Origin of the sequence: Brenneria nigrifluens DSM 30175 = ATCC 13028 (genome assembly GCF_005484965.1) — a bacterium.
Classification (GTDB): domain Bacteria; phylum Pseudomonadota; class Gammaproteobacteria; order Enterobacterales; family Enterobacteriaceae; genus Brenneria; species Brenneria nigrifluens.
Map to the genome: position 1 here is coordinate 1,647,759 of NZ_CP034036.1, position 25,566 is coordinate 1,673,324.

The window sequence follows — 25,566 nt, forward strand, 5'->3', positions numbered from 1 at the left end:
CCGACCGTTTAGGCCCTGTACAATTCTTATTTATCGCCGGTTAATAAATCGCGGACGACCGGTAATTGGTGCTGTTTTGCCATGCTTTGAGGCGGATCAGCGGATCCTGACGGTAGAATCCGGTAAAGCATTGGTATAACGCCGGGAATCGTTCAGCCAGTAATTCCGGTGCGCTGAAGAAATATTCGGAAAGCACCGCAAAGCATTCGGCGGGATCTTGGGCGGCGTAAGGATCCATGCTGGTCGCGGCTTCGCCTACCAAATCAATTTCTTCCTGCAGCGCTTCCATCGCGGCATGTAAATGCTGTTCCCATAGGGCGATATCGCGCAGCGCGATAGGTGGAACGCCGGTAGCGATGCCGCCGCTGCGTATATCCAGCTTGTGCGCCACTTCATGAATAACCAGATTAAACCCGGACAGGTCGAACGAATCCTGTACTTCCTGCCAGTTAAGGACAATCGGCCCTTGATCCCAGCTCTGTCCGGATTGGACGATCTTGCCGGTATGCACCAGTCCGATATCGTCCTGCCATTCGTCATCGACAATAAAAGGACCGGGATAAATCAGCACTTCATGAAAGCCGTTCAAGCACTCAAGGCCCAGTTCCAGCACAGGCAAAGCAAACAATAGTGCGATGCGCTGCTGCATGATTTTCGTTAACGTCAGCTCCTGTAAGGGAATAAGGCGTTTTTGCCTCAGCAACTGGCCGGCAATATTAATCAGCCGCTGCCGTTCCGCGTCGTTTAAAGGCGCCAGTAGCGGGATAGATATTGCCGGCAGCCAGAGGTCGAGCGGTTCCGCCTGAAGTTCGTTTGTTTTCCACGGCCACTTAATCATGCTGTTGCTCGCAAAGTCATCACTTGAGTTTAAAGACAAGAGCTAGTGCTGTTAAAATGCCGCAAAAGCGGGCATTATAGCAACCGCTTAAATGGAGAGATGCCGGAGCGGCTGAACGGGACGGTCTCGAAAACCGTTGAGGGAGCAATCCCTCCGAGGGTTCAAATCCCTCTCTCTCCGCCACTATTCAAACAGTTAGCCCATTGTACGTCTACGACATTCATCACACTTGATATATCGACCTTCCCGTTATCCCCGTTGCAAATATGCCGCAATTGCCGGCTGCGTAACAGTGGAAAACTGCGCCGCAGCGCGCGTTTGGTAATGAGATATTATAATCAGCAAGCCCGGCGGTTAGGGCTTGCCGCGCATGCGTGGTTACTTTCCGGCAATAAAATAATCGTTGTCATCTATCATAGGGACGTATGCTCGTACCCATTCGCTGCCGTCAATGATTTCCCAGCTATGTCCTTCGCCCTGGAGATCTTCGGCAAGAAGCACGGTTCCAGGAGCAATGATAAATGTGGCGCCGTCGCTGACTTTAAATTTCAGCGTGCCTTTTAGCGTGATGACATACTGTTTTCTGGGGGCGGGATGAACGTTCTTCTCCCAATCTTCCGTGGAGTTGCTGATCCAGAATTTTTGCGCCGGGATTTTTTCGAAAGCCGGAATACTTCCGGTTAAAAAGGCCGAGTGGTTGTCTGGCGTACTAATTAGCTTGATTGCCGGTATTCGCGCGTCGGCGCTTTTTGTTGCCGTTGGCGACGCACAATACCCGGCCGCGGACACGGCTAAACCGGCCAGCGCCAAAAGAAATAATTTTGCTTTTTTCATTAACTGCAATCCATGTGATGTGTTGTTATTTAACCACTATTTGTTAAAGCCCTCTATTGTTCGAAAGCGTTGAAACGCATGTCGCACGGTGCAGGATACTACATCAATCCTGCGACGGCGGGCCAGGTGATTACTCCGATTACATCAATCGGCACCGCTGCCGGGAGTAATTTCATGCAGTATCGCGAAGTAAATTTGTCAGATTGCGCACTATGTACTAATTTCATAGTCAATCATCAAATAACGGAGGCTGATATGGGGTTTTGGCGCATCGTTTTTACAATTATTCTGCCGCCGCTGGGCGTGTTGTTGGGGAAAGGCATCGGCTGGGCATTTGTCCTGAATATCATTCTGACATTGCTGGGATATTTCCCGGGGTTGATTCATGCTTTCTGGGTGCAGACGAAAACTAACGGTATCTGAGTAAGCGCCGCGCCGAACTCTGTAACCGCGCGTGCTGCATGATAAGTAACATAGACGATGCACTATTTTAAACGGACGACGCCATTGGCGTCGTCCGTTTTTTGCCGTATTCCTGCCGGAAATTTCTCCTCTGACGCTGTTCAGTATGCGGCCAGAAATGTTATTCTGATCACATATTGCTGCTATCGCATATCCGTATTGCCAACGCTTTAACACCATCTGTTTCATCATCGATTTCGGCCTTTATCGCTGGTGGCGAGCGGCGTTTTGGGCGTTAAAACAAGATATGCAGCATATACAGGTATCCGCGCCTTGCCATTCTATTAATTAAAAATGCGGAGGCAGCAGCGAGCTTTGTCGCGTTCGGGGAATCAAGATGATTGATGTGCTTATAAAAGCCTTCTCGTTTGTTCTTGTTATTATTATCGGGTACTGGCTGAAACAGCGCGGCGTATTGCAACGTTCCGACAGCCTTGCGCTGTCGAAAATCATGATGAATATTACCTTGCCGGCGGCGGTGATTACCGGGTTTGCCAGCTTCAAGGTCGATCATTCATTGCTGATTCTGGTGGCGCTGGGGCTGGGGTGTAATCTTTTGCTGATGGGCGCGGGGTATTGGATTGCCCGCAAGGGCCCGGATGAGAAGAAAGCCTTCTATATGATCAATTCGCCGGGCTACAACATCGGTTGTTTTACCTTGCCTTATGTCCAGAGCTTTCTCGGACCGGCGGGCATCGTCGCCACCTGTCTGTTTGATGCCGGGAATTCCGTTATCTGTACCGGCGGCAGCTACGTTGCGGCATCGCATGCTACGGGGCGCAGCGCCGGCCTGAAAAATACTTTTAAGCGGCTATTTTCCTCCATCCCCTTTGATGTCTATATGCTGCTGTTGATCGCCGCGCTGTTTGATCTGTACCTTCCCAGTCAGATTACCTTGATTACCTCGACCATTGGCAATGCCAACCCGTTTCTTGCCATGTTGATTATCGGCATGATGCTGGAAATCAATATTAACCGGGCGGCGCTGGCGAATGTCGCCAAGGTGCTGTTGCTGCGCTATAGCGTCGCCACCCTGTTTGCCATGGCGTTTTATTACTATACGCCGCTACCGCTGGAAATCCGTCAGGTGCTTGCAGTGGTGGTGTTTTCGCCGGTATCGTCGCTGGCGCCTCTATTTACCTCGAGATTCAGCGTGATGTTCGCGTCGGTCTCCAGCTTTGCCAATTCATTATCGGTCATCATCAGCATTACCATCATGACGACGTTGTTGACGTTGATGCAGTCATAAGGATGGCGATTCGTTGGCACCGCCGCCGGATTTGACCACCCGGTTACGTCCTTGCTGCTTGGCTTGATACAACGCGATATCCGCCCGGTTGATTAGCATGTCCAGCGTTTCATCCTGCAGGCATTGCGCTACGCCGCAGCTGATAGTGATATGAATGGCCTCATCGCGATACGGCACTTCGGTTATTTCAACCTCGCGGCGCAGCGTTTCCGCGCGTTGCAGCGCATCGTCGATATTGCAGTTATCCAGCAGAACCACGAATTCTTCCCCTCCCCAACGGCATGCCCTATCGCTATGGCGTATTGACTTCTGAAGTAGTCGGGCTATTTTTTGCAACACCAAATCACCAACGCCGTGCCCGTAGCGATCATTGATCATTTTGAAATTATCAAGATCAATCAGCAGGATGGATAAGGGCTTATATTGAGCCGACTGTTTGGCGCACAGGCGCCTAAAGAAATAATCGAAAGCCTGGCGGTTCATCATGCCGGTCAGCTTATCCGTGGTCGCCATTTGCTCCAAACGGCGCTGATAGCCGCCGATGGTCACCCACAGCAGGAATAAAAACAGGAAGCTGACGACGACGCTGACGCTAAGATTTTTCATCAGCGTAGTGAAAAGCTGCCTCTCACCCGGGTGATTGTTCTGCTCTATCATCAAATACCAGTCAAACTCAGGCAGCAGCCGGGTATTAAGAAATATTTTGTTGCCTTGTGATTGGTATTCATAAGCGCCGCCGGGCACAGTGAGAATGGCGGTGGCAAACGCTGACAGCCCGGGCTGTTGTTGGATCTTCAACTGTCGGTCGTAGCTTTTTCCATGCAAGGTTACGTTACCGGTTTTATCAACAAAATAAATCGTCCGGTTATAGCGCTGCTCGTATTTTTCGATAAGGTGCTTTACCCGCTCGACGGGAATGCCTATGCCGGTAACGCCAATGAAATTGCCTTCATAATCCATAACCTTGTGGTTAATGAAGATGTCCAGATGCGAGCGGTCTTCAGGATTGACGCGGATATCGATGAAGTAGGGCATGTCTTCCGACAGGGCTTTGGCCTGAAAATACCACTGATCCTCTGGGGAGTTCGGCGAGATAATTCGCTGAATACGCAGGGGGTCGTAGAAACGCTTGGTTTTCTCAGAGGCAAAAAAGGAAAATAAAGTGTCGAAGCGGCGGTCGATCTCTTTCAGATAGCGAATCATCGCCTGCGGGTTGTTTTCATTATCGAGTACCCAGTCGCGCACAAAGGTATCGTGAGCCATCAGCGATGAGATAAAGATAGGTTTCAGCAGGTCCTGCTGGATTTCGGAGTAGACATTATCACTGGTCAGGGGCAAGGTGTTTTCTTTTATGTCCGCTTCCAGAGATTTTTTTGCCACTTCATAGCTGGTCCAACTGATAATCAGAAACGCGCTGAGCAGCATGATGGCAAATAACACAATTGCCCGTGGTTTATTCAGCCAGAGTGAATTTATCATCAATCCTGTCAGCAACGCGGCGTTCCTCGTATAGTCGACTAACCAGAGGCAGACGGAAAAGCATCATTAACCCTCATGACCGCCGGTAAATACCTTATGGAAGTTAAGCAGGCAAATAGGAAAACATCAATAAAAAGCGTCCTCACCGGCGGTAAAACATGGATGATGAAGAGGTTGGAACGCCGTGCTTTAGCTCGTATCGTTCCGGCATACAACGCAACGATGCGCCGCAGAATGGTTTATTATTAATCAATCGCCGTTAATAAATCCGCAATTCCGGGAGGAAATGTAATGATTGGTATTTTATTGTGGTGTTGTTAAATGTAACTTGTGAATGCCGCTGAAATAATGCTATCAATTAGTGGTAAAAACGGTAATTAAGTCGGGTGGGTAATGATAACAGAACAATGTAAAAATAAGCAGGGTCGCCCAACAGCACTTTTATTTATTAATCAAAAAGCGAGAAATGGTGATTCATCAACGTCGTATGTGAACCAATTATTACAGGCCCATGGCATCGCGGTGATTGAACCCGGCGCACAGGACTCAGGCACCAGCGGCGATATTATTCGTGCCCATGCCAATGACGTGGATTTTGTTATTATCGGCGGCGGCGACGGCACGCTCAACGCCGCGGCTCAGGCGCTGGTCGATACCGGGCTGCCATTGGGGGTGTTGCCGTTAGGCACGGCAAATGATTTTGCCCGCACCCTGGATATTCCCAAGGATTTAAAACAGGCGGTACAGATTATTGCCGACGGATATTTAAGATCCATCGATCTGGGGGAGGTTAACGGCCACCTGTTTTTTAATGTCTCCAGTATCGGTTTTTCGGCGGCGCTGGCGCGCGGATTGTCCGCCGAGTCTAAAAAGCGCTGGGGAACGCTGGGATATGCGCTGGCCGCGTTTAAATTACTCAAGCAGAGTCGGCCGTTCAGGGCTGAAATTGAACACGATGGCGTCAGAGAGCGGGTTAGAACCGTTCAGGTTTCCGTGGGCAACGGCCGATTTTACGGCGGGGGCATGACGGTGGAACAGACGGCTGCCCCGGACGACGGTCGGCTTGACGTTTATAGTCTGGAGGTTTCCCACTGGTGGGAAATCATCGCGCTGGTTCCCTTTCTGCGCCGGGGAACCCACGGCCGCTGGCGAAAAGTACGGGCTTTTTCCGCGACCCGTTTAACGTTGCATACCGCAAAGCCGCATGATATTAATGCCGATGGTGAGCTAGTTGGCAAAACGCCGGCGATATTTACCCTTAAAGCACGCGCGATTCGCGTATTTTCCCCGCAAAAAACGGCGGCTAATTAAATTTATATAAGTGATGACGATGCAAACAATTATTTCCGCGATACTGGCTTTCTTTCTGTTTGAACCTATTGAAAGCGAATTAAACCGCTATGCGGAATCCGCGAATATGTCGCAAGAAACGGCTCGGCAGGTATTGTCATGTTTAAAAGCAGACACGCCGAAAATTGTGGCGAAAGCGCAGTCGGACCTATGGTGGACCACCACAACCATTCTGTCGATTTGGACGGGAACGTCCGATATTAAGCAGGTTATTAGCGAAGCGGCGCCGACCTGCGCCGCGCCCTTTAATAAAGTTAATAAAGTGGCCTGACGGCGAATAATGGACCAAGCAAGGCGGCTAAGTTTTCAGGTCGGCCGCCGGGCCGGCCTGAATATCGCTGATTAATATGGTTGCCGCTATTTAAAAATACGAAAGCGCTCTTCATCCGCAATGTAGGTTTTCTCACCCGCGGGCTGTTCAATCGAACCAAAGGGCAACTGGGCGCGCAATTTCCAGCTTGCCGGCAAGTCCCACTGTTTTTTCACATCGTCATCAATCAGCGGGTTGTAATGCTGCAATGAGGCGCCGATTTTTTCCTGCGCCAGCGCGGACCACACGGCGAACTGGGCTATCCCGGTAGAGTGTTCCGACCATACGGGGAAATTATCCGCGTACAGGGCGAATTTCTGTTGTAACTCTTCAATCACTTTGTTGTCTTCGAAAAACAGCACCGTACCCGCGCCGGCGGCAAAGGATGCCAGCTTTTTCTCCGTTGATTCAAAAGCATCGGCGGGAACAATTTTTTTCAACTGCTGTTTAACGATATCCCAGAGTTTTTCGTGTTGTTCGCCGAACAGCACCACGGCGCGGGAGCTTTGGGAGTTAAAGGACGAAGGGCTTTGCTTAACGGTTTCGGTAATCAGCGAAACAACCTGATCTTCCGATATCGGCAGTGTTTTGCCGATGGCATAGATAGAACGACGAAGCTTGATGGATTGCAAAAAAGCATTACTCATGGTCTGTTCCTCTTTACATGACGCTTAATGCGCTACGGTGGCACTAGTATATGGCGTATTCAATACAATAGTGTGTTGATTTGTATATTTATATTTACTAATGATTGATAAATTTATTATAACGGCGCCGGGCGAATATCTATCAGCCGTGACAGACCGGGCAGGCGGGATGCTTCGGCAGCTTTATTTCGCGCAATTGCATCGTCATGGCATCGAAAATCAACAGTCGGCCGCTGATGACCTGGCCGTATCCCGTCAGCAGCTTGATGGCCTCCAGCGCCTGCAAACTGCCGATGGCGCCGACCAGCGGAGACATCACGCCCGCTTCCGCGCAGGTCAGCGCGTTTTCGCCGAACAGCCGGCTGAGGCAGCGATAGCAGGGCTCATCCGGCCGGTAGGTAAATACGCTGATTTGTCCTTCCATGCGAATGGCGGCGCCGGAAATCAGCGGTTTTTTCAGCTGAAAGCCAATACGATTAAGACGATCGCGGATGGCGACGTTATCGGTGCAATCGACGATCGCCTGGTGTTTTTCCACCAGCGCGCTTAACGCCGCATCGTCCAGATTGGCGTTGACGGTATCGAGCGACAGATGCGGATTGATTTCCGCCAGGGCGATGCGCGCCGAGTCAACCTTGGGCATGCCGATACGGTCGTCGCGGTGCAATACCTGACGCTGAAGATTGGAGAGCGACACCTGGTCGAAGTCCAGCAGCGTCAGATGCCCGATGCCCGCCGCCGCCAGATATTGCGCGGCGGCGCAGCCCAGTCCGCCGAGTCCGACAACCAGCAGACGCGCGGCTTTCAATTTTTCCTGTCCGTCAAAATCGAAGCCGCGCAGCATAATCTGGCGATTATAACGCAGCTCCTCCTGGCGACTGAGTTCCGGCAGCACGATCAATTTCCCAACAGCGCGTTAAAAGGTTCGATTTCCACCCATTCGCCGGCGGCGACATGGCCCCGTTCCGCCTCCAGCACGATAAAGCAGTTGGCGAGGCTAAAGGAGCTGAAGACGTGCGACCCCTGGTGGCCGGTGGTGGCGACTTCCAGCTCGCCCTGCGGGTTACGGCTGAAAATGCCGCGCTGAAAATCGGTGCGCCCCACCGTTTTTTTCAGCGCGCTGGTGGTTTTCACCCGTATCCGGGTCGGCAGGCGCCACTGGGTATACCCCGACAGCCGGGCCAACAGCGGCTGGACTAGTTGATAAAAGGTCAAGGCGGCGGAAACCGGGTTGCCCGGCAGGCCGCAGAACCAGGCATGTCGCAGTCTACCGAAAGCGAAGGGTTTACCGGGCTTGATGGCCAGCTTCCAGAAATGGATATCGCCCAGTTCCTCCAGCATCTGTTTGGTGTAGTCCGCCTCGCCGACGGAAACGCCGCCGCTGCTGATCGCCAGGTCGGCGCCGATGTCCGCCCGGTGAAAGGCGTCGCGCAGCGCGGCCGGATCGTCGCGGACGATCCCCAAATCGTCGACCTCGCAGCCAAACTGCTCAAGCATCAGGCGTACCGCAAAGCGGTTGGTATCGTAAATCTGCCCGTCCTGCAGCGGCTGGCCGACGGGCTGAAGCTCATCGCCGGTTGAAAAGACGGCGACTTTCAGGCGGCGGACCACCTCCACCCGGGCAATCCCCAATGACGCCAGCAGGGGCAACTGCGCCACGCCCAGTTTGACCCCGGCCGGCAGCACCTCGGCGCCGGCGCGGATATCTTCTCCCGCCAGACGAATATTCTGTCCCGCTTTCACCGCCTGAGTGAAGCGCACGCCCGCGTCGCTCACCTCGGCATGTTCCTGCATAACGACGGCATCGGCGCCGGCGGGGAGCGGGGCGCCGGTCATAATGCGGATGCAGCTCCCGGTCGGCCATGCGGCGGTAAAAGGCGCGCCGGCAAAGGCTTTGCCGGCTACCGGAAGCGGAGTTGCGGATGATAAATCCGCGCGGCGGACGGTGTAGCCATCCATCGCGGAATTGGCAAACGGCGGAACGTCTAACGGGGAGGCGATGGCGCCGGCGGTAATCCGCCCCGCCGCGTCATACAGCGAAACGGTTTCCGTTTCCGCGATGGCATCTATCCGGGAAAGCATGCGTTCCCGAGCCTGTTCGAGCGTCAATAAATCTGTGCGTGCGCTTTTCATCCGTACTCCATGATTGTTTATGCCCGCAGGCAAAAACGCTTACCGTATGCCAATATTATGTCAGAGATTACGGCGGGGGAGAACGCGAGCGGGTCAAGTTCAGGCCGCGGCGGGTAAAAAACGCGGCCGGGAAAACGTCCGGACGAAGGGGGGGAGGTTATGCTCGTTAACATAATGTTCTGCCGGCGTTTTTATAAAAGCCGCCTTTCAGTTTCCGCTTTACATCCTGTTTTGCGCTAAATATAGTCAAAAATTGTCATGTGGCTTACAGGGATATGACCGCGTCAGCTATTTTGCCGTAACCGCGCCATGACATTCCGGCATCCCGTTTATATGGAGATTCACCGTTAATGACACACACACGGCATCATGCGCCGCCTTTTCCCCCGGAGTCGGGGCTTTTTCTGCCGGATGGCCGGGTGCTGGCGGTACGCGATCTGGGCGTCTATTTCGAGCAGCAAGGTCAGCGTACCGATGCGGTGCGTGATTTGACCTTTACGGTGGATCGCGGGGAAACGCTGGCCATTGTCGGCGAGTCCGGGTCGGGCAAGTCGGTGACTTCGCTGGCGTTGATGCGCCTTGTCGAACAGGCGGGGGGCATGATTTCTCAGGGCGAGATGCTGTTTCGCCGGCGCAACGGCCAGGTGTTGGATTTGAAAACCGCCCGTCAGCCGCTGATGCGTAAGCTGCGCGGCGCCGATCTGGCGATGATTTTTCAGGAGCCGATGACCTCGCTGAATCCGGTGTTTCCGGTGGGCGAACAGATTGCCGAGTCCATTCGTCTGCATCAGGGGATGGATCACCAGGCCGCTCGCCGCGAAGCGTTGCGTATGCTGGATTTGGTCAGGATCCCCGAAGCCCGCAATGTGCTGGATCGCTACCCTCATCAACTCTCCGGCGGCATGCGTCAGCGGGTGATGATTGCCATGGCGCTTTCCTGCAAGCCGTCGCTGTTGATTGCCGATGAGCCGACCACGGCGCTGGACGTCACCATTCAGGCGCAGATCCTGCAGCTTATCCGGGTATTGCAGCAGGAAATGGCGATGGCGGTGATCTTTATTACCCACGATATGGGGGTGGTGGCCGAGATCGCCGACCGGGTGCTGGTGATGTATCGCGGTGAAAACGTCGAGGCCGGCGCCGCCGTCGACATCTTCAGCGCGCCGCGCCATCGCTATACCAAAGCGCTGCTGGCGGCGGTGCCGACGCTGGGCTCGATGCGCGGACAGCCGTTTCCGCTAAAATTTCCGCTGCTGAATCAGGACGCGCAGCCGCTGGCCGACGGCGAGCCGCAGAATACCATTCCGGCCGGCGCGGCGCCGATTTTGCAGGTGAAAAATCTGGTGACGCGTTTCCCGCTGCGCAGCGGCATCCTGAACCGGATAACGCGCGAGGTCCATGCGGTGGAAAAGGTGAGTTTCGATCTCTACCCTGGGGAAACGCTGGCGCTGGTGGGGGAGTCGGGCTGCGGCAAGTCCACCACCGGGCGGTCGCTGCTGCGCCTGGTGGAGAGCCGGAGCGGGACGATCGCCTTTAACGGGCGGCAGATTGATCGGCTGACCGGCGCGACCTTGCAGCATTTGCGCCGGGATATTCAGTTTATTTTTCAGGATCCCTACGCCTCGCTGGATCCCCGTCTGACGGTCGGCTTTTCCATTATGGAGCCGCTATTGGTGCACGGCATCGGCAACCGTCAGGAGGCGGAGAAACGGGTGGCCTGGCTGCTGGCGCGGGTCGGGCTGGAGCCTGAGCACGCGCGACGTTATCCCCATGAGTTTTCCGGCGGGCAGCGTCAGCGTATCTGTATCGCCAGGGCGCTGGCGCTTAATCCGAAGGTGGTGATTGCCGATGAAGCGGTTTCCGCGCTGGATGTGTCCATCCAGGCGCAAATCGTCAATTTGATGCTGGAGCTACAGCGCGAGTTCGGCATCGCCTTTCTGTTTATTTCGCATGATATGGCGGTGGTGGAGCGGATCAGCCACCGGGTGGCGGTGATGTATATGGGGCAGATTGTGGAAATCGGTCCGCGCAGCGCGGTGTTCGAAAATCCGCAGCACCCCTATACCCGCAAACTGATGGCGGCGGTGCCCGTTGCCGATCCGTCGCGCCGCCATCGCGAGCAGGTTTTACTGGTTGACGAAGTACCGAGCCCGATCCGGGCAATAGGCGATGAACCTACCACCGCGCCTCTGGTTCAGGTTGGCGAGCGGCATTTTGTCGCTCATCATCCGATAGCCGGCGCTTATTGACAGGGAATCATATGGAGAACATAACACGATGAATGTTATCACTTTAAAGCGTAGCTGGTTACTTGCCGCCGGCGTCGCCGCGGCGATGGCGACGGCGCCCGCCTGGGCGGCCAAGGACGCGGTTATCGCCGTGGGCTCCAATTTCACCACGCTGGATCCTTACGACGCCAACGACTCGTTATCGCAAACCGTCGCCAAATCGTTCTATCAGGGGCTATTTGGTTTCGACAAGGATATAAAACTGATCAACGTGCTGGCGCAAAGTTATGAAACCAGCCCGGACGGCCTGGTATATACCATCAAGCTGCATTCCGGCGTCAAGTTTCACGACGGCAGCGATTTCAACGCCGCGGCGGTCAAGGTGAATCTGGATCGCGCCAGCAATCCGCAAAACCGCCTGAAGCGTTATAACCTGTTTAAAATGATCGACAAAACGGAAGTGGTTGACGATCAGACGGTAAAAATCACGCTGAAAACGCCGTTCTCCGCCTTTATCAATAATCTGGCGCACCCGGCGGCGGTGATTATCTCTCCGGCGGCGCTGCAGCAGTATGGCAAAGAGATCGGTTTCCATCCGGTGGGCACCGGGCCATACCGTTTCGTCACCTGGAATCAGACCGATTACGTCAAGGCCGAGAAGTTTGCCGGCTACTGGAAGTCGGGGCTGCCGAAACTGGACAGTATTACCTGGCGCCCGGTAGTGGATAACAACACCCGGGCGGCGCTGCTGCAAACCGGCGAGGCGCACTTCGCGTATCCGATCCCGTTCGAGCAGGCCGCCGTGCTGGAGAAAAACGACCAGCTGGCGCTGGTTTCCACCCCCTCTATTCTGCATCGCTATATCAGCCTGAACGTCACGCAGAAGCCGTTTGATAACCTCAAGGTGCGGCAGGCGATTAACTACGCCATTAACAAGGACGCGTTGATTAAAGTGGCCTTTTCCGGCTACGCCACCCCGGCGGAAGGGCCGCTGCCGCCCAGCATTGATTATGCGGTGAAGTATCAGCCCTGGCCTTACGATCCGGCAAAAGCGCGCGAGCTGCTGAAGGAAGCCGGTTATCCGGATGGCTTCACCACCACGCTGTGGTCGTCGCATAACCACAGCACCGCGCAGAAAGTGCTGCAGTTTACCCAGCAGCAGCTGGCGCAGGTGGGCATCAAGGCGCAGGTCACCGCCATGGATGCGGGCCAACGCGCCGCCGAGGTGGAGGGCAAAGGGGTGAAAGAGACCGGGGTGCGGATGTTCTATACCGGCTGGTCGGCCTCCACCGGGGAGGCCGACTGGGCGCTGTCGCCGCTGTTCGCCACCTCGTCCTGGCCGCCGGCGCTGTTCAATACCGCGTTTTACAGCAATCCGCAGGTTGATGCCGATCTGGCGAACGCGCTGAAAACCACCGATCGGGCGCAAAAGCAGCAGCTGTATAAAGACGCGCAGGATAAAATCTGGGCCGACGCGCCCTGGGTATTCCTGGCGACCGAGAAGCTGGTTTCCGCCAACAGCAAGAAGCTGAGCGGGTTTTATGTGATGCCGGATACCGCCTTCAGCTTTGAAGAAGCGGATCTGCAGGAGTAAGCCCGCCGGCAGGGCAAGCGGGACGGCGCGCCATCGGCCGTCCCCCATTTTCAGTAACCCCCCCACTCAACGGAGAGCCAGTCACATGTATGTGGAAAACTGCCCATGCTGAATTATTTTATTAAACGGTTACTGGGATTGATCCCCACCTTATTGATCGTGTTGGTGCTGGTGTTCCTGTTTGTTCATCTGTTGCCGGGCGATCCGGCGCGTTTGGCCGCCGGGCGGGAAGCGGACGCCGTGGTGATAGAGATGGTGCGTCAGGATCTGGGGCTGGACAAACCGCTGCCGCAGCAGTTCTGGCATTTCTTCACCAATGTGTTACGGGGCGATTTCGGCACGTCGATCGTTTCCAAACGGCCGGTAACCGAAGAAATCGCCGCCCGCTTTATGCCCACTTTCTGGCTGACGGTCAGCAGTATGGCGTGGGCGGTTATTTTCGGCATAGCGATAGGGGTGGTCTCCGCCGTATGGCGCAACGGCTGGCCCGACAGAATCGGCATGACGCTGGCGGTATCCGGCATTTCCTTTCCGGCGTTCGCCCTCGGCATGCTGTTGATGCAGATATTTTCCGTCGAACTGGGCTGGCTGCCCACCGTCGGGGCGGACAGCTGGCGGCACTATATTTTACCTTCCATAACCCTGGGCGCGGCGGTCGCCGCGGTAATGGCCCGCTTTACCCGCGCCTCATTCGTCGAAGTGATGCAGGAAGATTATATGCGCACCGCCCGGGCCAAGGGCGTGCGCGAATCGCTGGTGGTGGTGAAGCACGGTTTACGCAATGCGCTGATCCCCGTCGTCACCATGATGGGGCTGCAGTTTGGCTTTCTGCTCGGCGGCTCGATAGTGGTTGAGAAGGTGTTTAACTGGCCGGGGCTGGGGCGGCTGTTGGTGGATTCCGTTGAAATGCGCGACTACCCGGTTATCCAGGCGGAAGTGCTGCTGTTTTCGCTGGAGTTTATTCTTATCAACCTGCTGGTGGATATGCTGTATGCCGCGATTAACCCGGCGATTCGCTATAAATAAGGAAAGGGAATGATAAATTGGCGACGTAAGGCGCAGATGTCGGCTCTGCCGACGATCGGGGAGAATCGAATCCGCACGCCGTGGCGCGAGTTCTGGCGGCGTTTCCGCCATCAGCACGTGGCGTTGCTGGCCGGCGTATTTGTGACGCTGCTGATTGTCGTTGCCCTGCTGGCGCCTTATCTGATCCCCTATGACGCGGAAAATTACTTTGACTATGAGCGGCTCAATGAAGGGCCGTCCATGGCGCACTGGCTCGGGGTGGACTCCCTGGGGCGGGATATTTTCAGCCGCATTCTGCTGGGGGCGCGGATTTCGCTGGCCGCCGGCATTTTCTCCGTTTTGGTGGGCATGCTTATCGGCACCTCGCTCGGCCTGCTGGCGGGCTATTATGAGGGATGGTGGGATCGGGTGATTATGCGTATCTGCGATGTGCTGTTCGCCTTTCCCGGCATCCTGTTGGCGATTGCCGTGGTGGCGATTATGGGCAGCGGGATGGCGAATGTGATTGTCGCGGTGGCCATTTTCAGCATTCCCGCGTTCGCGCGACTGGTGAGGGGCAATACGCTGGTGCTGAAACAGCAGACCTATATCGAGTCGGCGCGCAGCATCGGCGCGTCCGACTGGACGATCGTTTTCCGCCATATCCTGCCCGGCACGGTCTCTTCCATCGTGGTCTATTTCTCCATGCGCATCGGCATGTCGATCATTACCGCCGCCAGCCTGTCGTTTCTCGGACTGGGGGCGCAGCCGCCCACGCCGGAGTGGGGCGCCATGCTCAACGAGGCCCGTTCCGATATGGTGATCGCGCCGCACGTGGCGCTTTTCCCCAGCCTGGCGATTTTCCTGACGGTGCTGGCCTTCAATCTGTTGGGCGATGGACTGCGCGATGCGCTGGATCCGAAGCTGAAAAGCTGAAAGCGCGGCGTAAGCCGCAGCAATCATCCGCAGCCCCGCGACCTGTCGCGGGGTTTTTTTATGGGAGGCTGTCCTTGCCTGCCACCCTACGGGCTGAAGAATCCCCAGAAATCAGGGTAAGGAATGTCTGTAAGCGCAGTGAGGGTTTCGTGCGCACTAACCTCAGTCGATTTCTGCAACCGTCGCAGCACGCGCCCGACACGGGGCGGCTCAGTCGCCGCCGCCCCGTGGCCCCGGGCTTTTCGCGAAATGATGAACCCCGTTGGGGTTCACCCTACGGGCCAACGCAAGCGTTGTTCCATTTTGCGTTGCAAAATGGTGTCGTCTCTACGCGATGCCTTCGGCGTTCGTGACCGCTGGTCGGGCCGCCATTGACGCGGGATACTCGCCCCATCCCTGGGGCTCGCCCTGCGGGCCAGCACAAGTGCTGTTCAAAAACGCTCCCGGCGTTTTTGTCCGGCGCGGCACTGGCTTTCGCGACGTCCTGTCGCTCACCCGGCGGTCACGCCCAACTCAGCGCGATTTTTTACGCGAAGGAAAACCTTTAAAAAACCACATCCTGCTATCTAAGACGATTTATCAAATAATGCTTAATTATTTGCTGGGGATTCCTCAGCCCTCCGGGCCGTCGCAGGCGACGTTGAAAAACGCTCCTGGCGTTTTTTTATGGCGGGCTATCCCTGCCCGCCACCCTCCGGGCCGTCGCAGGCGACGTTGAAAAACGCTCCTGGCGTTTTTTTATTTAATAAACGCGCGGCCGTATCGAGCATTGACGGCGATGAAAACCCGTTATATCCGCCCATCAGGCCGTTTGGCGCCGACGCGCGGTCAGCTATTACTGGCTGCTGGGTAACCATATAAATATTTGTTGGTTGATAAATAATGTGTGCAACTTTAAATATTCGTTTGTTTATTTGTTAAAAGAATTCACCTGAAATATCCGAAAAACAACATCGCATTAATAAAGGAGCATCATGTCAAGGATTACCGCAATCAGAAAAACGGCCATCGCCGCGCTATGCGGGTTGAGCTGGGCGCTGGGCGGATGGCAGGCGGCGCAGGCCGATACGTCGCCGCAACGGGAAGCGCCGCAGGAGAAGACCGCGGCGCAACCGGCGGCGTCCGCCGCCGAGGGCAACCGAATTCCGCCCTGTCATTGATACGCCGTCCCGGCCTTTGTCCGGCGTTCGCGTCGTGCGAATAGCGCCGATCGCCGGATGCGGCGCATACGCCAGCCGCCGCCATCCTACAGTTATACGACATATTCAATATGAGGTATTTTTGTCATGTCTAATCAGTCAGTAAGCAACAAAAGGCATGCCGCCGCACTGCTGGCGCTGAGCACGACGCTGATATTGTGGTTGCAGACGGCGTCCGGCGCGCCGCAACCGTTGAAAAGCATTACGCTGCAACTCGACCCCGCCACGGCGGTGGCGCAGGAAAAAGGCTTCTTCAAGGAAGCGTTCGACAAGATCGGCATCAACGAGGTAAACCTGATCGCATCCGGCAGCGCCGAACTGCTGGGCGCGGAGGCGGCGCACCTTAACCACGGCGGCATCGCGGTGGCGCAGCGCATGATCTATCCGGCGGTGGTGCATCACGCCAACGGACTGGATGCGGTTATCGTCTGGGAATCTGAGCCTTCCGACAAATACCGTACGCCGATTATCGCCCGGGTGGACAACAAGGAGATTAACCAGGTTCAGGACCTTGACGGGCGTAAATTCGCCAGCAGCCGGGTGAGCTGCTACTGGACGGCGCCCACCGAGATCCTGACCAAGGCGGGCTTGCCGCTGGACTCCCGCAAACAGCAGGGGCGGGTGCGCTATCAGTCGATGGATAACAGCGCCGCGGTAGCCGCCGCGCTGCTGAGCGGCTCCATCGATGCCACGGCGGTGCATCTCGGCACCTCCGGCGCGGCCGCGCTCTATACCTCCGGCCAGGTGAAAGTGATCGGACGCACCCCGGACGACGGCGTCTACGTCAACGGCGCGGGCCGGGTTTCCTACTTTGCGATGCGTTCGTTTGCCGAAAACTACCCGCAGGCTATCCAGGCGTTTCTGGTGGCGGTCGCTCGCGCCAAGACGTGGGCGCATGAGAACCCTGATGAAGCGGCGGTTATCGTCGCCAAAGCCACCCGCGTGCCGGAGCATATCGCCAAGTTCCAAATCACCGATCCGTCGCAGTTCTACTTTATGCGCGGTGAGGAAGACGCCGACAGCGTGCGTAGCAATATCAAAACCTTCCAGGCCTGGTACATCGCGCAGGGGGACGACATCCTGAGCGAGCGCAATCTGAGCGATACCCAGGTCGATAAACTGGTCGACGCCCGCTTTTTCAAAGGCGGCGCTTATTCGGCCTATAACTGACCGCCGCTCGCTTAAACAGGACCACAGGACCGATAACCATGAGTGATAACATTCTTGACGGCGTGGCGACGGCGAAGCCCGTACGCCGCCGGCGATCGGGGAACTGGATCGGCTTTATTCTGCCGCTGGCGATCCTGTCCGGCTGGCAGGCCGCGTCCCATTATCAGTGGGTCCCGCCGGTCTTTCTGCCGTCGCCGGGGCGAACGCTCGCCTCGTTCTGGGATCTGCTGACCAAACAGTCGTTCGAGCAGGATTTTTTTATTAGCATCACGCTGGTGTCGCAGTCATTCCTGCTTGGCGCGCTGGCCGCGCTGCTGCTGGGGATCGCCGCCGGCATGTCCCGCAAGGTGGAAAACTTCTTCGGCCCGACGTTCGACACTATCCGCCATATTCCCGGCATCGCCTGGCTGCCGCTGATTATTCTGTGGCTGGGGGTGGGGGCGCCGGCCAAGACGCTGGTGATCGCCAAGTCGGTGTTTTTCCCGGTGTTTCTCAATACGCTGCAGGGGATCCGCAACGTCGATCGCAACTACATTGAGCTGGGGGAGGTGCTGCGCCTGACGCGCTGGCAAACCCTGCGACGCATCGTGATCCCGGCGGCCTTGCCTAATGTGATGGTAAGCCTGCGTTACAGCGCCGGGCTGGCGTGGGCGCTGGTGGTGGTGGCCGAGGGCATCGCGGGGCAGGTGGGGATCGGTTTTCTGATCTTCCGCGCCCAGTCGCTGCTGCTGACCGACCAACTGCTGGTCTGCATGGCGACCATCGGCATCGTCGGTTTTCTGATCGACCGGTTAATGCTGGCGCTGCAAAAACGCGCGCTGGTATGGAAGCAGGGCTATGAGGGCTAACCCATGACCGAGACACTGCATGTACGCGGCGTGACCAAACGTTATGCGCACGAGGGAGCCGCATCGCACGAGGTGCTGCGCGGCATCGATTTAACGGTGGAGCCGGGCGAATTCGTCAGCATCGTCGGGCCGAGCGGCTGCGGCAAGAGCACCCTGCTGCGGCTGATTGTCGGACTGGATCAGGACTACCAGGGCGAGATTACCCTGGGCGCGCGGCGTATTAGCGGTCCCGGCCCGGAGCGCGGCATCGTGTTTCAGGACCACCGTCTGCTGCCGTGGCTGACGCTGGAGGAGAACATCGCGCTGGCGGTGGAAAACGTCTCCTGGCCGGCGGCGCGCAAACGCGACGCGGTGCGCGAACATATTGAGCTGGTCGGGCTGACGGGCTACGAGCAGGCCTTTCCCCACCAGCTTTCCGGCGGCATGGCGCAGCGCGCCGCCATTGCCCGCGGGCTGGTGGCGCGCCCGGAAGTGCTGCTGCTGGATGAACCGCTGGGGGCGCTGGATGCGCTGACGCGCATCCGGCTGCAGGATGAACTGCTGCATATCTGGCAGCATGAGCGCACCAGCATGATCCTGGTGACCCACGATATTGAGGAGGCGCTCTATTTGAGTCACCGCGTGGTGGTACTGCAGTCGCATCCGGGGCGGATCGCCAGGGTGGTGGAGGTGACGCTGCCTTTACCGCGCGACCGCGCCAGCTATGCGTTTACCGACCTGCGGCGCGAAGTGCTGGCGGCGATGACGCCGGATACCGTGCGCCACGAAGCGGCGGTAGCCGGGTAGTTGACCCCCTCCCGGCCTCCCCCTTGCCAGGGGGAGGAGCCAAACTCCCTCCCCTGCGACTGTCTCTTATACACAAATCCAAGGAACCTCTAGAGGCCATGTGTATTCTGGTCTTGGGTTCATTCTTGGTTCTTTGTTTTTTGCTTTTCGTCGGCGTAAGAAATCACGCTGAGGTGGACGACCCCGCGAATGCGCCGCAGGGAAGCGGCGCAAGCCAGTGCCGCGTCGGACAAAAACGCCGGGAGCGTTTTTGAACAGCGCTTGCGCTGGCCCGGTAGGGCGAGTCTCAGGGATGAGACGAGTATTCCGTCACTGGCGGTTCGGGAAAGGGGGCGACCGCCGAAGGCATCGCGTCAGCGACGTGATTTCAGCCACAGCCCGGGTCCGGAGGGTGGTGGCGCTTGAACCACCCTGCGTCGGGCGCGTGCTGCGACATAGCAGAGAAATGACGGCCTTCTAGCGCACGAAATAGCGCTGAACTCACATATACCGTTAACAGTATATGTGACTAAGAGACAGCCCTTGCCAGGGGGAGGAGCTGACTGACTCTCTCCCCTGCGAAGGAGTGGGGTTAATCACTGCTCCCACCCTTATCCTCCCGCCGCCCAGGTGGGAGAATTACGATCCAGCTCACAATCTTATCGGTCAGGGTTGATCCCTACGACGCCCATGTCGGCGGGGGAGAGCGACAGGATTCCCTGCTTTGGTTTTGACGCCGCGACGAAAATCGAGGCTCTCCGCCTATTCGCGCCCACGCTAAAATGGTTGAAAAATATACAAATGTAAATATTAACAATACTAATGTTAATGATTTATTTGTAACCAATCCTAATGAAAATTATCTTCGGGCTCTCTACATTCAAGAACCCTATACAAAATAGCCAAACAATATTGCGACGTATTTACCTGATTATGGAGGAGATCATCATGCCATCAAGCGGCAACGCGCTGTTGAAAGAGGAAATAGAGTTTTCCCGATCGATTTTCGACGCGGATGGAAAGCTGACCTACGAAGAGAAGGCGGAGCGCGCCTTGCAAGCCGCGCTGGATATCAAGGATCAACTGTTGGATTCGCCCCAAAGGGTGGATACCGAACGCCTGATCCATCTGCTGGACGTCTACCGGAAATACGGCACCGAGCCAGCCATACGGTTAAGAGCTCGCGTGTTCGAGCAGGTTTTGCAAAAGAAGACGCTGTTTCTGGACAATAACCCCCTGGTGGGGTCGGTTACCTCGTATCCCGCCGGGGTCTATGTCTATCCCGAATACGGTTCGGAGTGGATCGCCGAGGAGCTTGACCAGCCGATCGTCTCCCATCTGGGCGAAGTTTCGCTTTCCAGCAGGGACCGGGAGCTGTTGGCCGAAGCGGCCGCCTATTTCGAGGATAAAAACGCCGAAGCCCGTTCCCGCGAACTGGCGCAGCAACTGTTGGGGCTTGATCCCAAAGAGGGCGTGGCGGCCGGACTGTTCACGGAGTCGGCGCGCTACACCGTCGGCGCCGGCAACGTCGATTACGCGAGCTTTATAGATCGCGGGCTGAAAGAGATCATCCGGGAAACCGAAGCGCGCCTGCGCGCGGTTCCCAGAACGGCTGAGGAGTCGGACAGAATCGATTACTACCAGGCCATCCTGATTACCTTCAGAGCGGTGATCGCCTTGGCGCATCGCTACGCCGATCTGGCGGAAAGCGAAGCGGGTAAAACCGGCGATCCCATACGTCGCGCCGAACTTCTGGAGATCGCCGAGGTTGCGCGCCACGTACCGGAAAATCCGCCCAGAAATTTCCGCGAGGCGCTGCAAAGCTGGTGGTTTATCCACCTGGGGATCCAGATCGAGCAAAGCGGCTGCGGTTCGTCCCCCGGTAGGCTGGGACAGTACCTGGATAAATATTACCAGGCGGACAAAAGCCAAAACGGCCTGACCGCCGATCAGGCGAAAAGCTGGCTCAAGGCGCTGTTCGTCAAGATTTTGTCCTACGGTTTCTATTCCGGGGTGATCGCCGCCCGTCAGGGATCGGGCCACACCGGCCATACCATCAATCTGGGCGGGCTGGACGCCGGCGGCCGGGACGCGACCACGGAACTGGATTACATTCTGCTCGATACGCAGATAGAGTTACAGACCATTCAGCCCACCATCACGATTCTTTACCATGACGGCCTGGCGGAGGATTTCCTGCTCAAGGCGGTCGATCTCGAGCGCACCGGTCTCGGCCAGCCGCAGTGGCTGAACAACCGCGTGGTCATCGAACGCCTGCTGACCCGCTACGCCAAGGTCGGCGTCACCATTGAAGACGCCAGAAATTGCATCAACATGAGCTGCGTCGCCACCGGCATCGCCGGCAAAACGGCGTTTCTGCACGAAGGCGGTTCGTTCAATCTGGCCAAGGCGCTGGAGCTGGCGCTTCACGACGGCGTCGATCCCGCCACCGGCCTGACAGTCGGCGCGAAAACCGGCGATCCGCGAAATTTTGCTGATTTCGAACAGCTTTACGCCGCCTACTCGCAGCAGGTTCTTCACCTTTTCCAGCAGATCCGGCCGTTGGGATCGCTGTCCAACAAGGCGTTGGGCGATACGGTTCCCGTACCGTTCCGTTCATCCCTTTACGAAGGCAGCCGCCGGCGCGGCAAGGACATTTACAAAGGCGGGGCGGATTATTACCTCTATTTCGTCATCTCGACGGCGGGGGTGGATGTCGCCAACTCGTTGGCGGCGCTCAAGCAGGTGATTTACGACGAGAAAGAGACCGGATGGGACGAATTGCTGGCCGCGCTGGCCGCCAATTTCGAGGGCTACGACGCGCTGCACAACAAATTAATTAAAGCTCCCAAGCACGGCAACGGCGACGCCGAAACCGACGCCCTGATCCGCCGCGTGTATGACGATGCGTGGACGCTTTTCCACTCGCTCGACGATCAGGATAATTTTTTCGGCGACAACGGCGCCAATCTGGAGGCGTTCTCGCTTTCCATCCACAATTACTTCGGCATCCTGACCGGCGCGTTGCCCAACGGACGCAAAAAGGGCACGCCGTTGACCGACGCCAGCGTCTCGGCCACCCCCGGTTCGGACCGCAAAGGCCCTCTCGCCCTGCTGACCTCCGCCGCCCAGGCTTTGGATACGGTGAAATACGGTTCGAATCATTTCAATATGAAGTTCCATCCGCAGGCGTTGGCGGGGATTGGCGGCGCCCGCAAACTCCTGGCGCTGATCAAGGACTATATGGACCGCAACGGATCGCATATCCAGTTCAACGTGGTGAGTTCGGAAACCTTGCGCAAGGCGCAGGCCAACCCTGAAGACTACAAGGGCCTTACCGTGCGCGTGGCCGGTTTCTCCGCTTATTTCACCCGGCTCCATAAAGGGGTGCAGGACGAAATTATCGCGCGGACCGAACTCTCGTTTTAACGGGGGGGTTAAAAACCGCAGAGGCGGTGCGGCAATCCCGCGCCGCCTCTCCTATCAGGGTTGACGCAATGGAACCGCAGGGCGTTATTTTCGACATTCAGCATTTTAGCTTGCACGACGGGCCGGGCGTGCGCTCGACCGTGTTTTTCAAAGGATGCCCTTTATCCTGCCTTTGGTGCTCCAATCCGGAATCGCAACGTAGAAAACCGGAATTGCTCTATTTCGCGGCGAACTGCGTCAGCTGCGGCGCCTGCGTCGCCGCCTGCAAGTCCGGCGCGCTTTCTTTGGGGGAAAAGGGCGTCGATATCGACCGAACCCTGTGCCAAAGCGGCGGGACCTGTGTTGCAGCCTGCCCCAACGACGCCCGCAGCTTATCGGGGCGCAAGATGAGCGTTGAGGAAATCGCGGACGAAGTGCGCCAGCATTGGCGGATTTTTATGCAAAGCGGCGGCGGCGTGACCTGCAGCGGCGGAGAAATTCTGTCTCAACCGGTTTTCCTGAAAGCGCTATTGCAGAAACTGCACGACGAAATCGGCTTTCATCTCTGTCTCGACACCAGCGGCTACGCGCCCTGGTCGACGCTGGAGCAGCTTTTGCCCCATGCCGATATGATCCTGCTGGATTTGAAACATATGGATTCCGCCCGCCATAAAGCGGCGACCGGGCGCGATAACAGACGCATTCTGGAAAACGCCCGCCATCTCGGCAAGCGCGGATTTCCCATACTGGTGCGCCTGCCTCTGATCCCCGGTTTTAACGACGACGACGACAATCTTTCCCGGCTGGGCGCCTTTATGAAGGAGGTCGCGCTGCCCGTCATCGAGATTCTGCCTTATCACGAATTCGGCTCTTCGAAATACGAAGCGTTGGGAAAAACCTACCACGTTTATACAAATAAACGCCCGCGCGTCAGGGAAGCCGGTGAGATTCTGTCCGCTTTCGGGCTGGAGGTCGTTCTGAGCAAACAGGAAAATAATCAAACCTACGCCTGACGCTTTGGTATGCGAAAGCGCGGGTTGATTCGGGCGGCAATAACCGCCTTCGGCGCGCATTCCTGTTTGCCGCCGTTTATTGCAGGGGGAGTGGGATAGGTAATCCTATAAATAGAGAGTCGCCGCTATCCCGTCATTATTATTTTATTCGTTTACCATGAGGTATTTTTGCCATGTCTAATCAGTCAGTGAATAACAAGAGGCATGCCGCCGCGCTGGTGGCGCTGAGCGCGACGCTGATATTGTGGCTGCAGACGGCGTCCGGCGCCGCGCAGCCGTTGAAAAGCATCACGCTGCAACTCGACCCCGCCACGGCGGTGGCGCAGGAAAAAGGCTTCTTCAAGGAAGCGTTCGACAAGATCGGCATCAACGAAGTGAAGCTGATCGCCTCCGGCAGCGCCGAACTGCTGGGCGCGGAGGCGGCGAACCTTAACCACGGCGGCATCGCGGTGGCGCAGCGCATGATCTATCCGGCGGTGGTGCACCACGCCAACGGGCTGGATGCGGTTATCGTCTGGGAGTCGGAGCCATCCGACAAATACCGTACGCCGATTATCGCCCGGGTGGACAACAAGGAGATTAACCAGGTTCAGGACCTTGACGGGCGTAAATTCGCCAGCAGCCGGGTGAGCTGCTACTGGACGGCGCCCACCGAGATCCTGGCCAAGGCGGGCTTGCCGCTGGACTCCCGTAAGCAGCAGGGGCGGGTGCGCTACCAGTCGATGGATAACAACGCCGCGGTATCCGCTGCCCTGTTAAGCGGCTCCATCGATGCCACGGCGGTGCATCTCGGCGCCTCCGGCGCGGCCGCGCTCTATACCTCCGGTCAGGTGAAAGTGATCGGACGCTCCCCGGACGACGGCGTCTACGTCAACGGCGCCGGCCGGGTCTCCTACTTCGCGATGCGTTCGTTTGTCGAAAACTACCCGCAGGCCATTCAGGCCTTTCTGGTGGCGGTCGATCGCGCCAAAGTCTGGGCGCGGGAGAACCCCGATGAAGCGGCGGTCATCGTCGCCAAAGCCACCCGCGTGCCGGAGCATATCGCCAAGTTCCAAATCACCGATCCGTCGCAGTACTTCTTTATGCGCGGTGAGGAAGACGCCGACAGCGTACGCGGCAATATCAAAACCTTCCAGGCCTGGTACATCGCGCAGGGGGACGACATCCTGAGCGAGCGCAATCTGAGCGATATCCAGGTCGATAAGCTGGTCGACGCGCGCTTTTTCAAAGGCGGCGCTTATTCGGTCTATAACTGACCTCCCTTTACCTAAACAGGACCGAGAACCATGAGCGATAACATTCTTGGCGGCGTGGCGACGGCAAAGCCCGTTCGGCGCCGGCGATCGGGGAACTGGATCGGCTTTATCCTGCCGCTGGCGATCCTGTCCGGCTGGCAGGCCGCGTCCCATTATCAGTGGGTCCCGCCGGTCTTTCTGCCGTCGCCGGGGCGAACGCTCGCCTCGTTCTGGGATCTGCTGACCAAACAGTCGTTCGAGCAGGATTTTTTTATTAGCATCACCCTGGTGTCGCAGTCATTCCTGCTTGGCGCGCTGGCCGCGCTGCTGCTGGGGATCGCCGCCGGCATGTCCCGCAAGGTGGAAAACTTCTTCGGCCCGACGTTCGACACTATCCGCCATATTCCCGGCATCGCCTGGCTGCCGCTGATTATTCTGTGGCTGGGGGTGGGGGCGCCGGCCAAGACGCTGGTGATCGCCAAGTCGGTGTTTTTCCCGGTGTTTCTCAATACGCTGCAGGGGATCCGCAACGTCGATCGCAACTACATTGAGCTGGGGGAGGTGCTGCGCCTGACGCGCTGGCAAACCCTGCGGCGCATCGTGATCCCGGCGGCCTTGCCTAATGTGATGGTAAGCCTGCGTTACAGCGCCGGGCTGGCGTGGGCGCTGGTGGTGGTGGCCGAGGGCATCGCGGGGCAGGTGGGGATCGGTTTTCTGATCTTCCGCGCCCAGTCGCTGCTGCTGACCGACCAACTGCTGGTCTGCATGGCGACCATCGGCATCGTCGGTTTTCTGATCGACCGGTTAATGCTGGCGCTGCAAAAACGCGCGCTGGTATGGAAGCAGGGCTATGAGGGCTAACC

General features: G+C 57.0%; 23 protein-coding genes and 1 tRNA gene. 18 read left to right on the forward strand and 6 right to left on the reverse strand.

What is annotated here, in order from left to right:
* Positions 1-40: 40 nt before the first annotated feature.
* Positions 41-838: a DgsA anti-repressor MtfA gene (mtfA, locus tag EH206_RS07530; protein WP_009112186.1), complete on the reverse strand. Its 798-nt coding sequence runs from the start codon at positions 836-838 to the stop codon at positions 41-43.
* Between the two features lie 93 nt (positions 839-931).
* Between mtfA and EH206_RS07535 the strand changes: the two genes are divergently transcribed.
* Positions 932-1,021 (forward strand) — tRNA-Ser (locus EH206_RS07535).
* Positions 1,022-1,216: 195 nt separating this feature from the next.
* Here EH206_RS07535 and EH206_RS07540 read toward each other — a convergent pair.
* Positions 1,217-1,672 (reverse strand): cupin domain-containing protein, encoded by a 456-nt coding sequence (locus EH206_RS07540; RefSeq protein WP_009112187.1) that lies wholly within the window; start codon positions 1,670-1,672, stop codon positions 1,217-1,219.
* Between the two features lie 255 nt (positions 1,673-1,927).
* Between EH206_RS07540 and EH206_RS07545 the strand changes: the two genes are divergently transcribed.
* Both EH206_RS07545 and EH206_RS07550 read left to right on the forward strand, forming a co-directional pair.
* On the forward strand, positions 1,928-2,095 hold the full coding sequence (locus EH206_RS07545; protein ID WP_009112188.1) for a YqaE/Pmp3 family membrane protein: 168 nt from the start codon (positions 1,928-1,930) through the stop codon (positions 2,093-2,095).
* A gap of 376 nt (positions 2,096-2,471) precedes the next feature.
* Positions 2,472-3,383, forward strand: coding sequence for an AEC family transporter (locus tag EH206_RS07550; protein ID WP_009112189.1), 912 nt, complete (start codon positions 2,472-2,474; stop codon positions 3,381-3,383).
* Here the strand turns inward: EH206_RS07550 and EH206_RS07555 are convergent.
* Positions 3,378-4,862 (reverse strand): sensor domain-containing diguanylate cyclase, encoded by a 1,485-nt coding sequence (locus tag EH206_RS07555; RefSeq protein ID WP_369750656.1) that lies wholly within the window; start codon positions 4,860-4,862, stop codon positions 3,378-3,380. The genes EH206_RS07550 and EH206_RS07555 overlap by 6 nt on opposite strands.
* Positions 4,863-4,958: 96 nt before the next feature.
* On the opposite strand from EH206_RS07555, the gene EH206_RS23025 reads away from it, so the two are divergent.
* The 3 genes from EH206_RS23025 (at position 4,959) to EH206_RS07565 (ending at position 6,483) form a co-directional block, all read left to right on the forward strand.
* Positions 4,959-5,111, forward strand: a complete 153-nt coding sequence (locus tag EH206_RS23025; RefSeq protein WP_156803274.1) for a hypothetical protein — start codon at positions 4,959-4,961, stop codon at positions 5,109-5,111.
* A gap of 144 nt (positions 5,112-5,255) precedes the next feature.
* Positions 5,256-6,173 carry a lipid kinase gene (locus EH206_RS07560; protein WP_009112191.1) on the forward strand — a complete coding sequence of 306 codons (918 nt, stop codon included), beginning with the start codon at positions 5,256-5,258 and terminating at the stop codon, positions 6,171-6,173.
* A gap of 19 nt (positions 6,174-6,192) precedes the next feature.
* A complete protein-coding gene (locus tag EH206_RS07565) occupies positions 6,193-6,483 on the forward strand; it encodes a hypothetical protein (protein WP_009112192.1) in 291 nt (96 codons plus the stop codon).
* Between the two features lie 86 nt (positions 6,484-6,569).
* On the opposite strand, the gene EH206_RS07570 is transcribed toward EH206_RS07565, so the two are convergent.
* From EH206_RS07570 to moeA, 3 genes are all read right to left on the reverse strand, one after another.
* Complete coding sequence (locus EH206_RS07570) at positions 6,570-7,169, reverse strand: nitroreductase family protein (protein WP_009112193.1); 600 nt, start codon at positions 7,167-7,169, stop codon at positions 6,570-6,572.
* Between the two features lie 142 nt (positions 7,170-7,311).
* Positions 7,312-8,064, reverse strand: a complete 753-nt coding sequence (gene moeB, locus EH206_RS07575) for a molybdopterin-synthase adenylyltransferase MoeB (RefSeq protein WP_009112194.1) — start codon at positions 8,062-8,064, stop codon at positions 7,312-7,314.
* A gap of 2 nt (positions 8,065-8,066) precedes the next feature.
* Complete coding sequence (gene moeA / locus EH206_RS07580) at positions 8,067-9,302, reverse strand: molybdopterin molybdotransferase MoeA (protein ID WP_009112195.1); 1,236 nt, start codon at positions 9,300-9,302, stop codon at positions 8,067-8,069.
* A 350-nt stretch (positions 9,303-9,652) separates the two neighbouring features.
* Here moeA and gsiA point away from each other — a divergent pair, with 350 nt between their 5' ends.
* The 12 genes from gsiA (at position 9,653) to EH206_RS07645 (ending at position 25,564) form a co-directional block, all read left to right on the forward strand.
* Positions 9,653-11,551: a glutathione ABC transporter ATP-binding protein GsiA gene (gsiA, locus tag EH206_RS07585; RefSeq protein ID WP_009112196.1), complete on the forward strand. Its 1,899-nt coding sequence runs from the start codon at positions 9,653-9,655 to the stop codon at positions 11,549-11,551.
* A gap of 28 nt (positions 11,552-11,579) precedes the next feature.
* Positions 11,580-13,124 carry a glutathione ABC transporter substrate-binding protein GsiB gene (gene gsiB, locus EH206_RS07590; RefSeq protein ID WP_009112197.1) on the forward strand — a complete coding sequence of 515 codons (1,545 nt, stop codon included), beginning with the start codon at positions 11,580-11,582 and terminating at the stop codon, positions 13,122-13,124.
* A 105-nt stretch (positions 13,125-13,229) separates the two neighbouring features.
* Entirely contained in the window at positions 13,230-14,150 is a 921-nt protein-coding gene (gene gsiC / locus EH206_RS07595; RefSeq protein WP_009112198.1) for a glutathione ABC transporter permease GsiC, read from the forward strand.
* A 9-nt stretch (positions 14,151-14,159) separates the two neighbouring features.
* Complete coding sequence (gene gsiD / locus EH206_RS07600; RefSeq protein WP_009112199.1) at positions 14,160-15,065, forward strand: glutathione ABC transporter permease GsiD; 906 nt, start codon at positions 14,160-14,162, stop codon at positions 15,063-15,065.
* Between the two features lie 974 nt (positions 15,066-16,039).
* Positions 16,040-16,225, forward strand: coding sequence for a hypothetical protein (locus EH206_RS07605; RefSeq protein ID WP_009112200.1), 186 nt, complete (start codon positions 16,040-16,042; stop codon positions 16,223-16,225).
* Between the two features lie 126 nt (positions 16,226-16,351).
* Positions 16,352-17,434, forward strand: a complete 1,083-nt coding sequence (locus EH206_RS07610; protein WP_009112201.1) for an ABC transporter substrate-binding protein — start codon at positions 16,352-16,354, stop codon at positions 17,432-17,434.
* Between the two features lie 38 nt (positions 17,435-17,472).
* On the forward strand, positions 17,473-18,282 hold the full coding sequence (locus tag EH206_RS07615; RefSeq protein WP_009112202.1) for an ABC transporter permease: 810 nt from the start codon (positions 17,473-17,475) through the stop codon (positions 18,280-18,282).
* 3 nt (positions 18,283-18,285) lie between these two features.
* Positions 18,286-19,068: an ABC transporter ATP-binding protein gene (locus EH206_RS07620; RefSeq protein ID WP_009112203.1), complete on the forward strand. Its 783-nt coding sequence runs from the start codon at positions 18,286-18,288 to the stop codon at positions 19,066-19,068.
* A 927-nt stretch (positions 19,069-19,995) separates the two neighbouring features.
* On the forward strand, positions 19,996-22,476 hold the full coding sequence (locus EH206_RS07630; protein ID WP_009112204.1) for a glycyl radical protein: 2,481 nt from the start codon (positions 19,996-19,998) through the stop codon (positions 22,474-22,476).
* Between the two features lie 68 nt (positions 22,477-22,544).
* A complete protein-coding gene (locus EH206_RS07635) occupies positions 22,545-23,468 on the forward strand; it encodes a glycyl-radical enzyme activating protein (RefSeq protein WP_009112205.1) in 924 nt (307 codons plus the stop codon).
* A 173-nt stretch (positions 23,469-23,641) separates the two neighbouring features.
* On the forward strand, positions 23,642-24,724 hold the full coding sequence (locus tag EH206_RS07640; protein WP_009112206.1) for an ABC transporter substrate-binding protein: 1,083 nt from the start codon (positions 23,642-23,644) through the stop codon (positions 24,722-24,724).
* Positions 24,725-24,754: 30 nt separating this feature from the next.
* Complete coding sequence (locus EH206_RS07645) at positions 24,755-25,564, forward strand: ABC transporter permease (RefSeq protein WP_009112207.1); 810 nt, start codon at positions 24,755-24,757, stop codon at positions 25,562-25,564.
* Positions 25,565-25,566: the final 2 nt, after the last annotated feature.

Excerpts from the sequence above, each read along its gene's own strand:
- EH206_RS07610 (WP_009112201.1), top strand. The coding sequence starts at position 16,352 with ATGTCTAATCAGTCAGTAAGCAACAAAAGGCATGCCGCCGCACTGCTG.
- EH206_RS07635 (WP_009112205.1), top strand. The coding sequence starts at position 22,545 with ATGGAACCGCAGGGCGTTATTTTCGACATTCAGCATTTTAGCTTGCAC.
- EH206_RS07620 (WP_009112203.1), top strand. The coding sequence starts at position 18,286 with ATGACCGAGACACTGCATGTACGCGGCGTGACCAAACGTTATGCGCAC.
- mtfA (WP_009112186.1), bottom strand. The coding sequence starts at position 838 with ATGATTAAGTGGCCGTGGAAAACAAACGAACTTCAGGCGGAACCGCTC.
- EH206_RS07560 (WP_009112191.1), top strand. The coding sequence starts at position 5,256 with ATGATAACAGAACAATGTAAAAATAAGCAGGGTCGCCCAACAGCACTT.
- EH206_RS07555 (WP_369750656.1), bottom strand. The coding sequence starts at position 4,862 with ATGATAAATTCACTCTGGCTGAATAAACCACGGGCAATTGTGTTATTT.
- EH206_RS07565 (WP_009112192.1), top strand. The coding sequence starts at position 6,193 with ATGCAAACAATTATTTCCGCGATACTGGCTTTCTTTCTGTTTGAACCT.
- EH206_RS23025 (WP_156803274.1), top strand. The coding sequence starts at position 4,959 with ATGGAAGTTAAGCAGGCAAATAGGAAAACATCAATAAAAAGCGTCCTC.
- EH206_RS07605 (WP_009112200.1), top strand. The coding sequence starts at position 16,040 with ATGTCAAGGATTACCGCAATCAGAAAAACGGCCATCGCCGCGCTATGC.
- EH206_RS07545 (WP_009112188.1), top strand. The coding sequence starts at position 1,928 with ATGGGGTTTTGGCGCATCGTTTTTACAATTATTCTGCCGCCGCTGGGC.
- gsiB (WP_009112197.1), top strand. The coding sequence starts at position 11,580 with ATGAATGTTATCACTTTAAAGCGTAGCTGGTTACTTGCCGCCGGCGTC.
- EH206_RS07630 (WP_009112204.1), top strand. The coding sequence starts at position 19,996 with ATGCCATCAAGCGGCAACGCGCTGTTGAAAGAGGAAATAGAGTTTTCC.
- moeA (WP_009112195.1), bottom strand. The coding sequence starts at position 9,302 with ATGAAAAGCGCACGCACAGATTTATTGACGCTCGAACAGGCTCGGGAA.
- gsiD (WP_009112199.1), top strand. The coding sequence starts at position 14,160 with ATGATAAATTGGCGACGTAAGGCGCAGATGTCGGCTCTGCCGACGATC.
- gsiA (WP_009112196.1), top strand. The coding sequence starts at position 9,653 with ATGACACACACACGGCATCATGCGCCGCCTTTTCCCCCGGAGTCGGGG.
- EH206_RS07640 (WP_009112206.1), top strand. The coding sequence starts at position 23,642 with ATGTCTAATCAGTCAGTGAATAACAAGAGGCATGCCGCCGCGCTGGTG.
- EH206_RS07550 (WP_009112189.1), top strand. The coding sequence starts at position 2,472 with ATGATTGATGTGCTTATAAAAGCCTTCTCGTTTGTTCTTGTTATTATT.
- EH206_RS07615 (WP_009112202.1), top strand. The coding sequence starts at position 17,473 with ATGAGTGATAACATTCTTGACGGCGTGGCGACGGCGAAGCCCGTACGC.
- EH206_RS07540 (WP_009112187.1), bottom strand. The coding sequence starts at position 1,672 with ATGAAAAAAGCAAAATTATTTCTTTTGGCGCTGGCCGGTTTAGCCGTG.
- EH206_RS07645 (WP_009112207.1), top strand. The coding sequence starts at position 24,755 with ATGAGCGATAACATTCTTGGCGGCGTGGCGACGGCAAAGCCCGTTCGG.
- gsiC (WP_009112198.1), top strand. The coding sequence starts at position 13,230 with ATGCTGAATTATTTTATTAAACGGTTACTGGGATTGATCCCCACCTTA.
- EH206_RS07570 (WP_009112193.1), bottom strand. The coding sequence starts at position 7,169 with ATGAGTAATGCTTTTTTGCAATCCATCAAGCTTCGTCGTTCTATCTAT.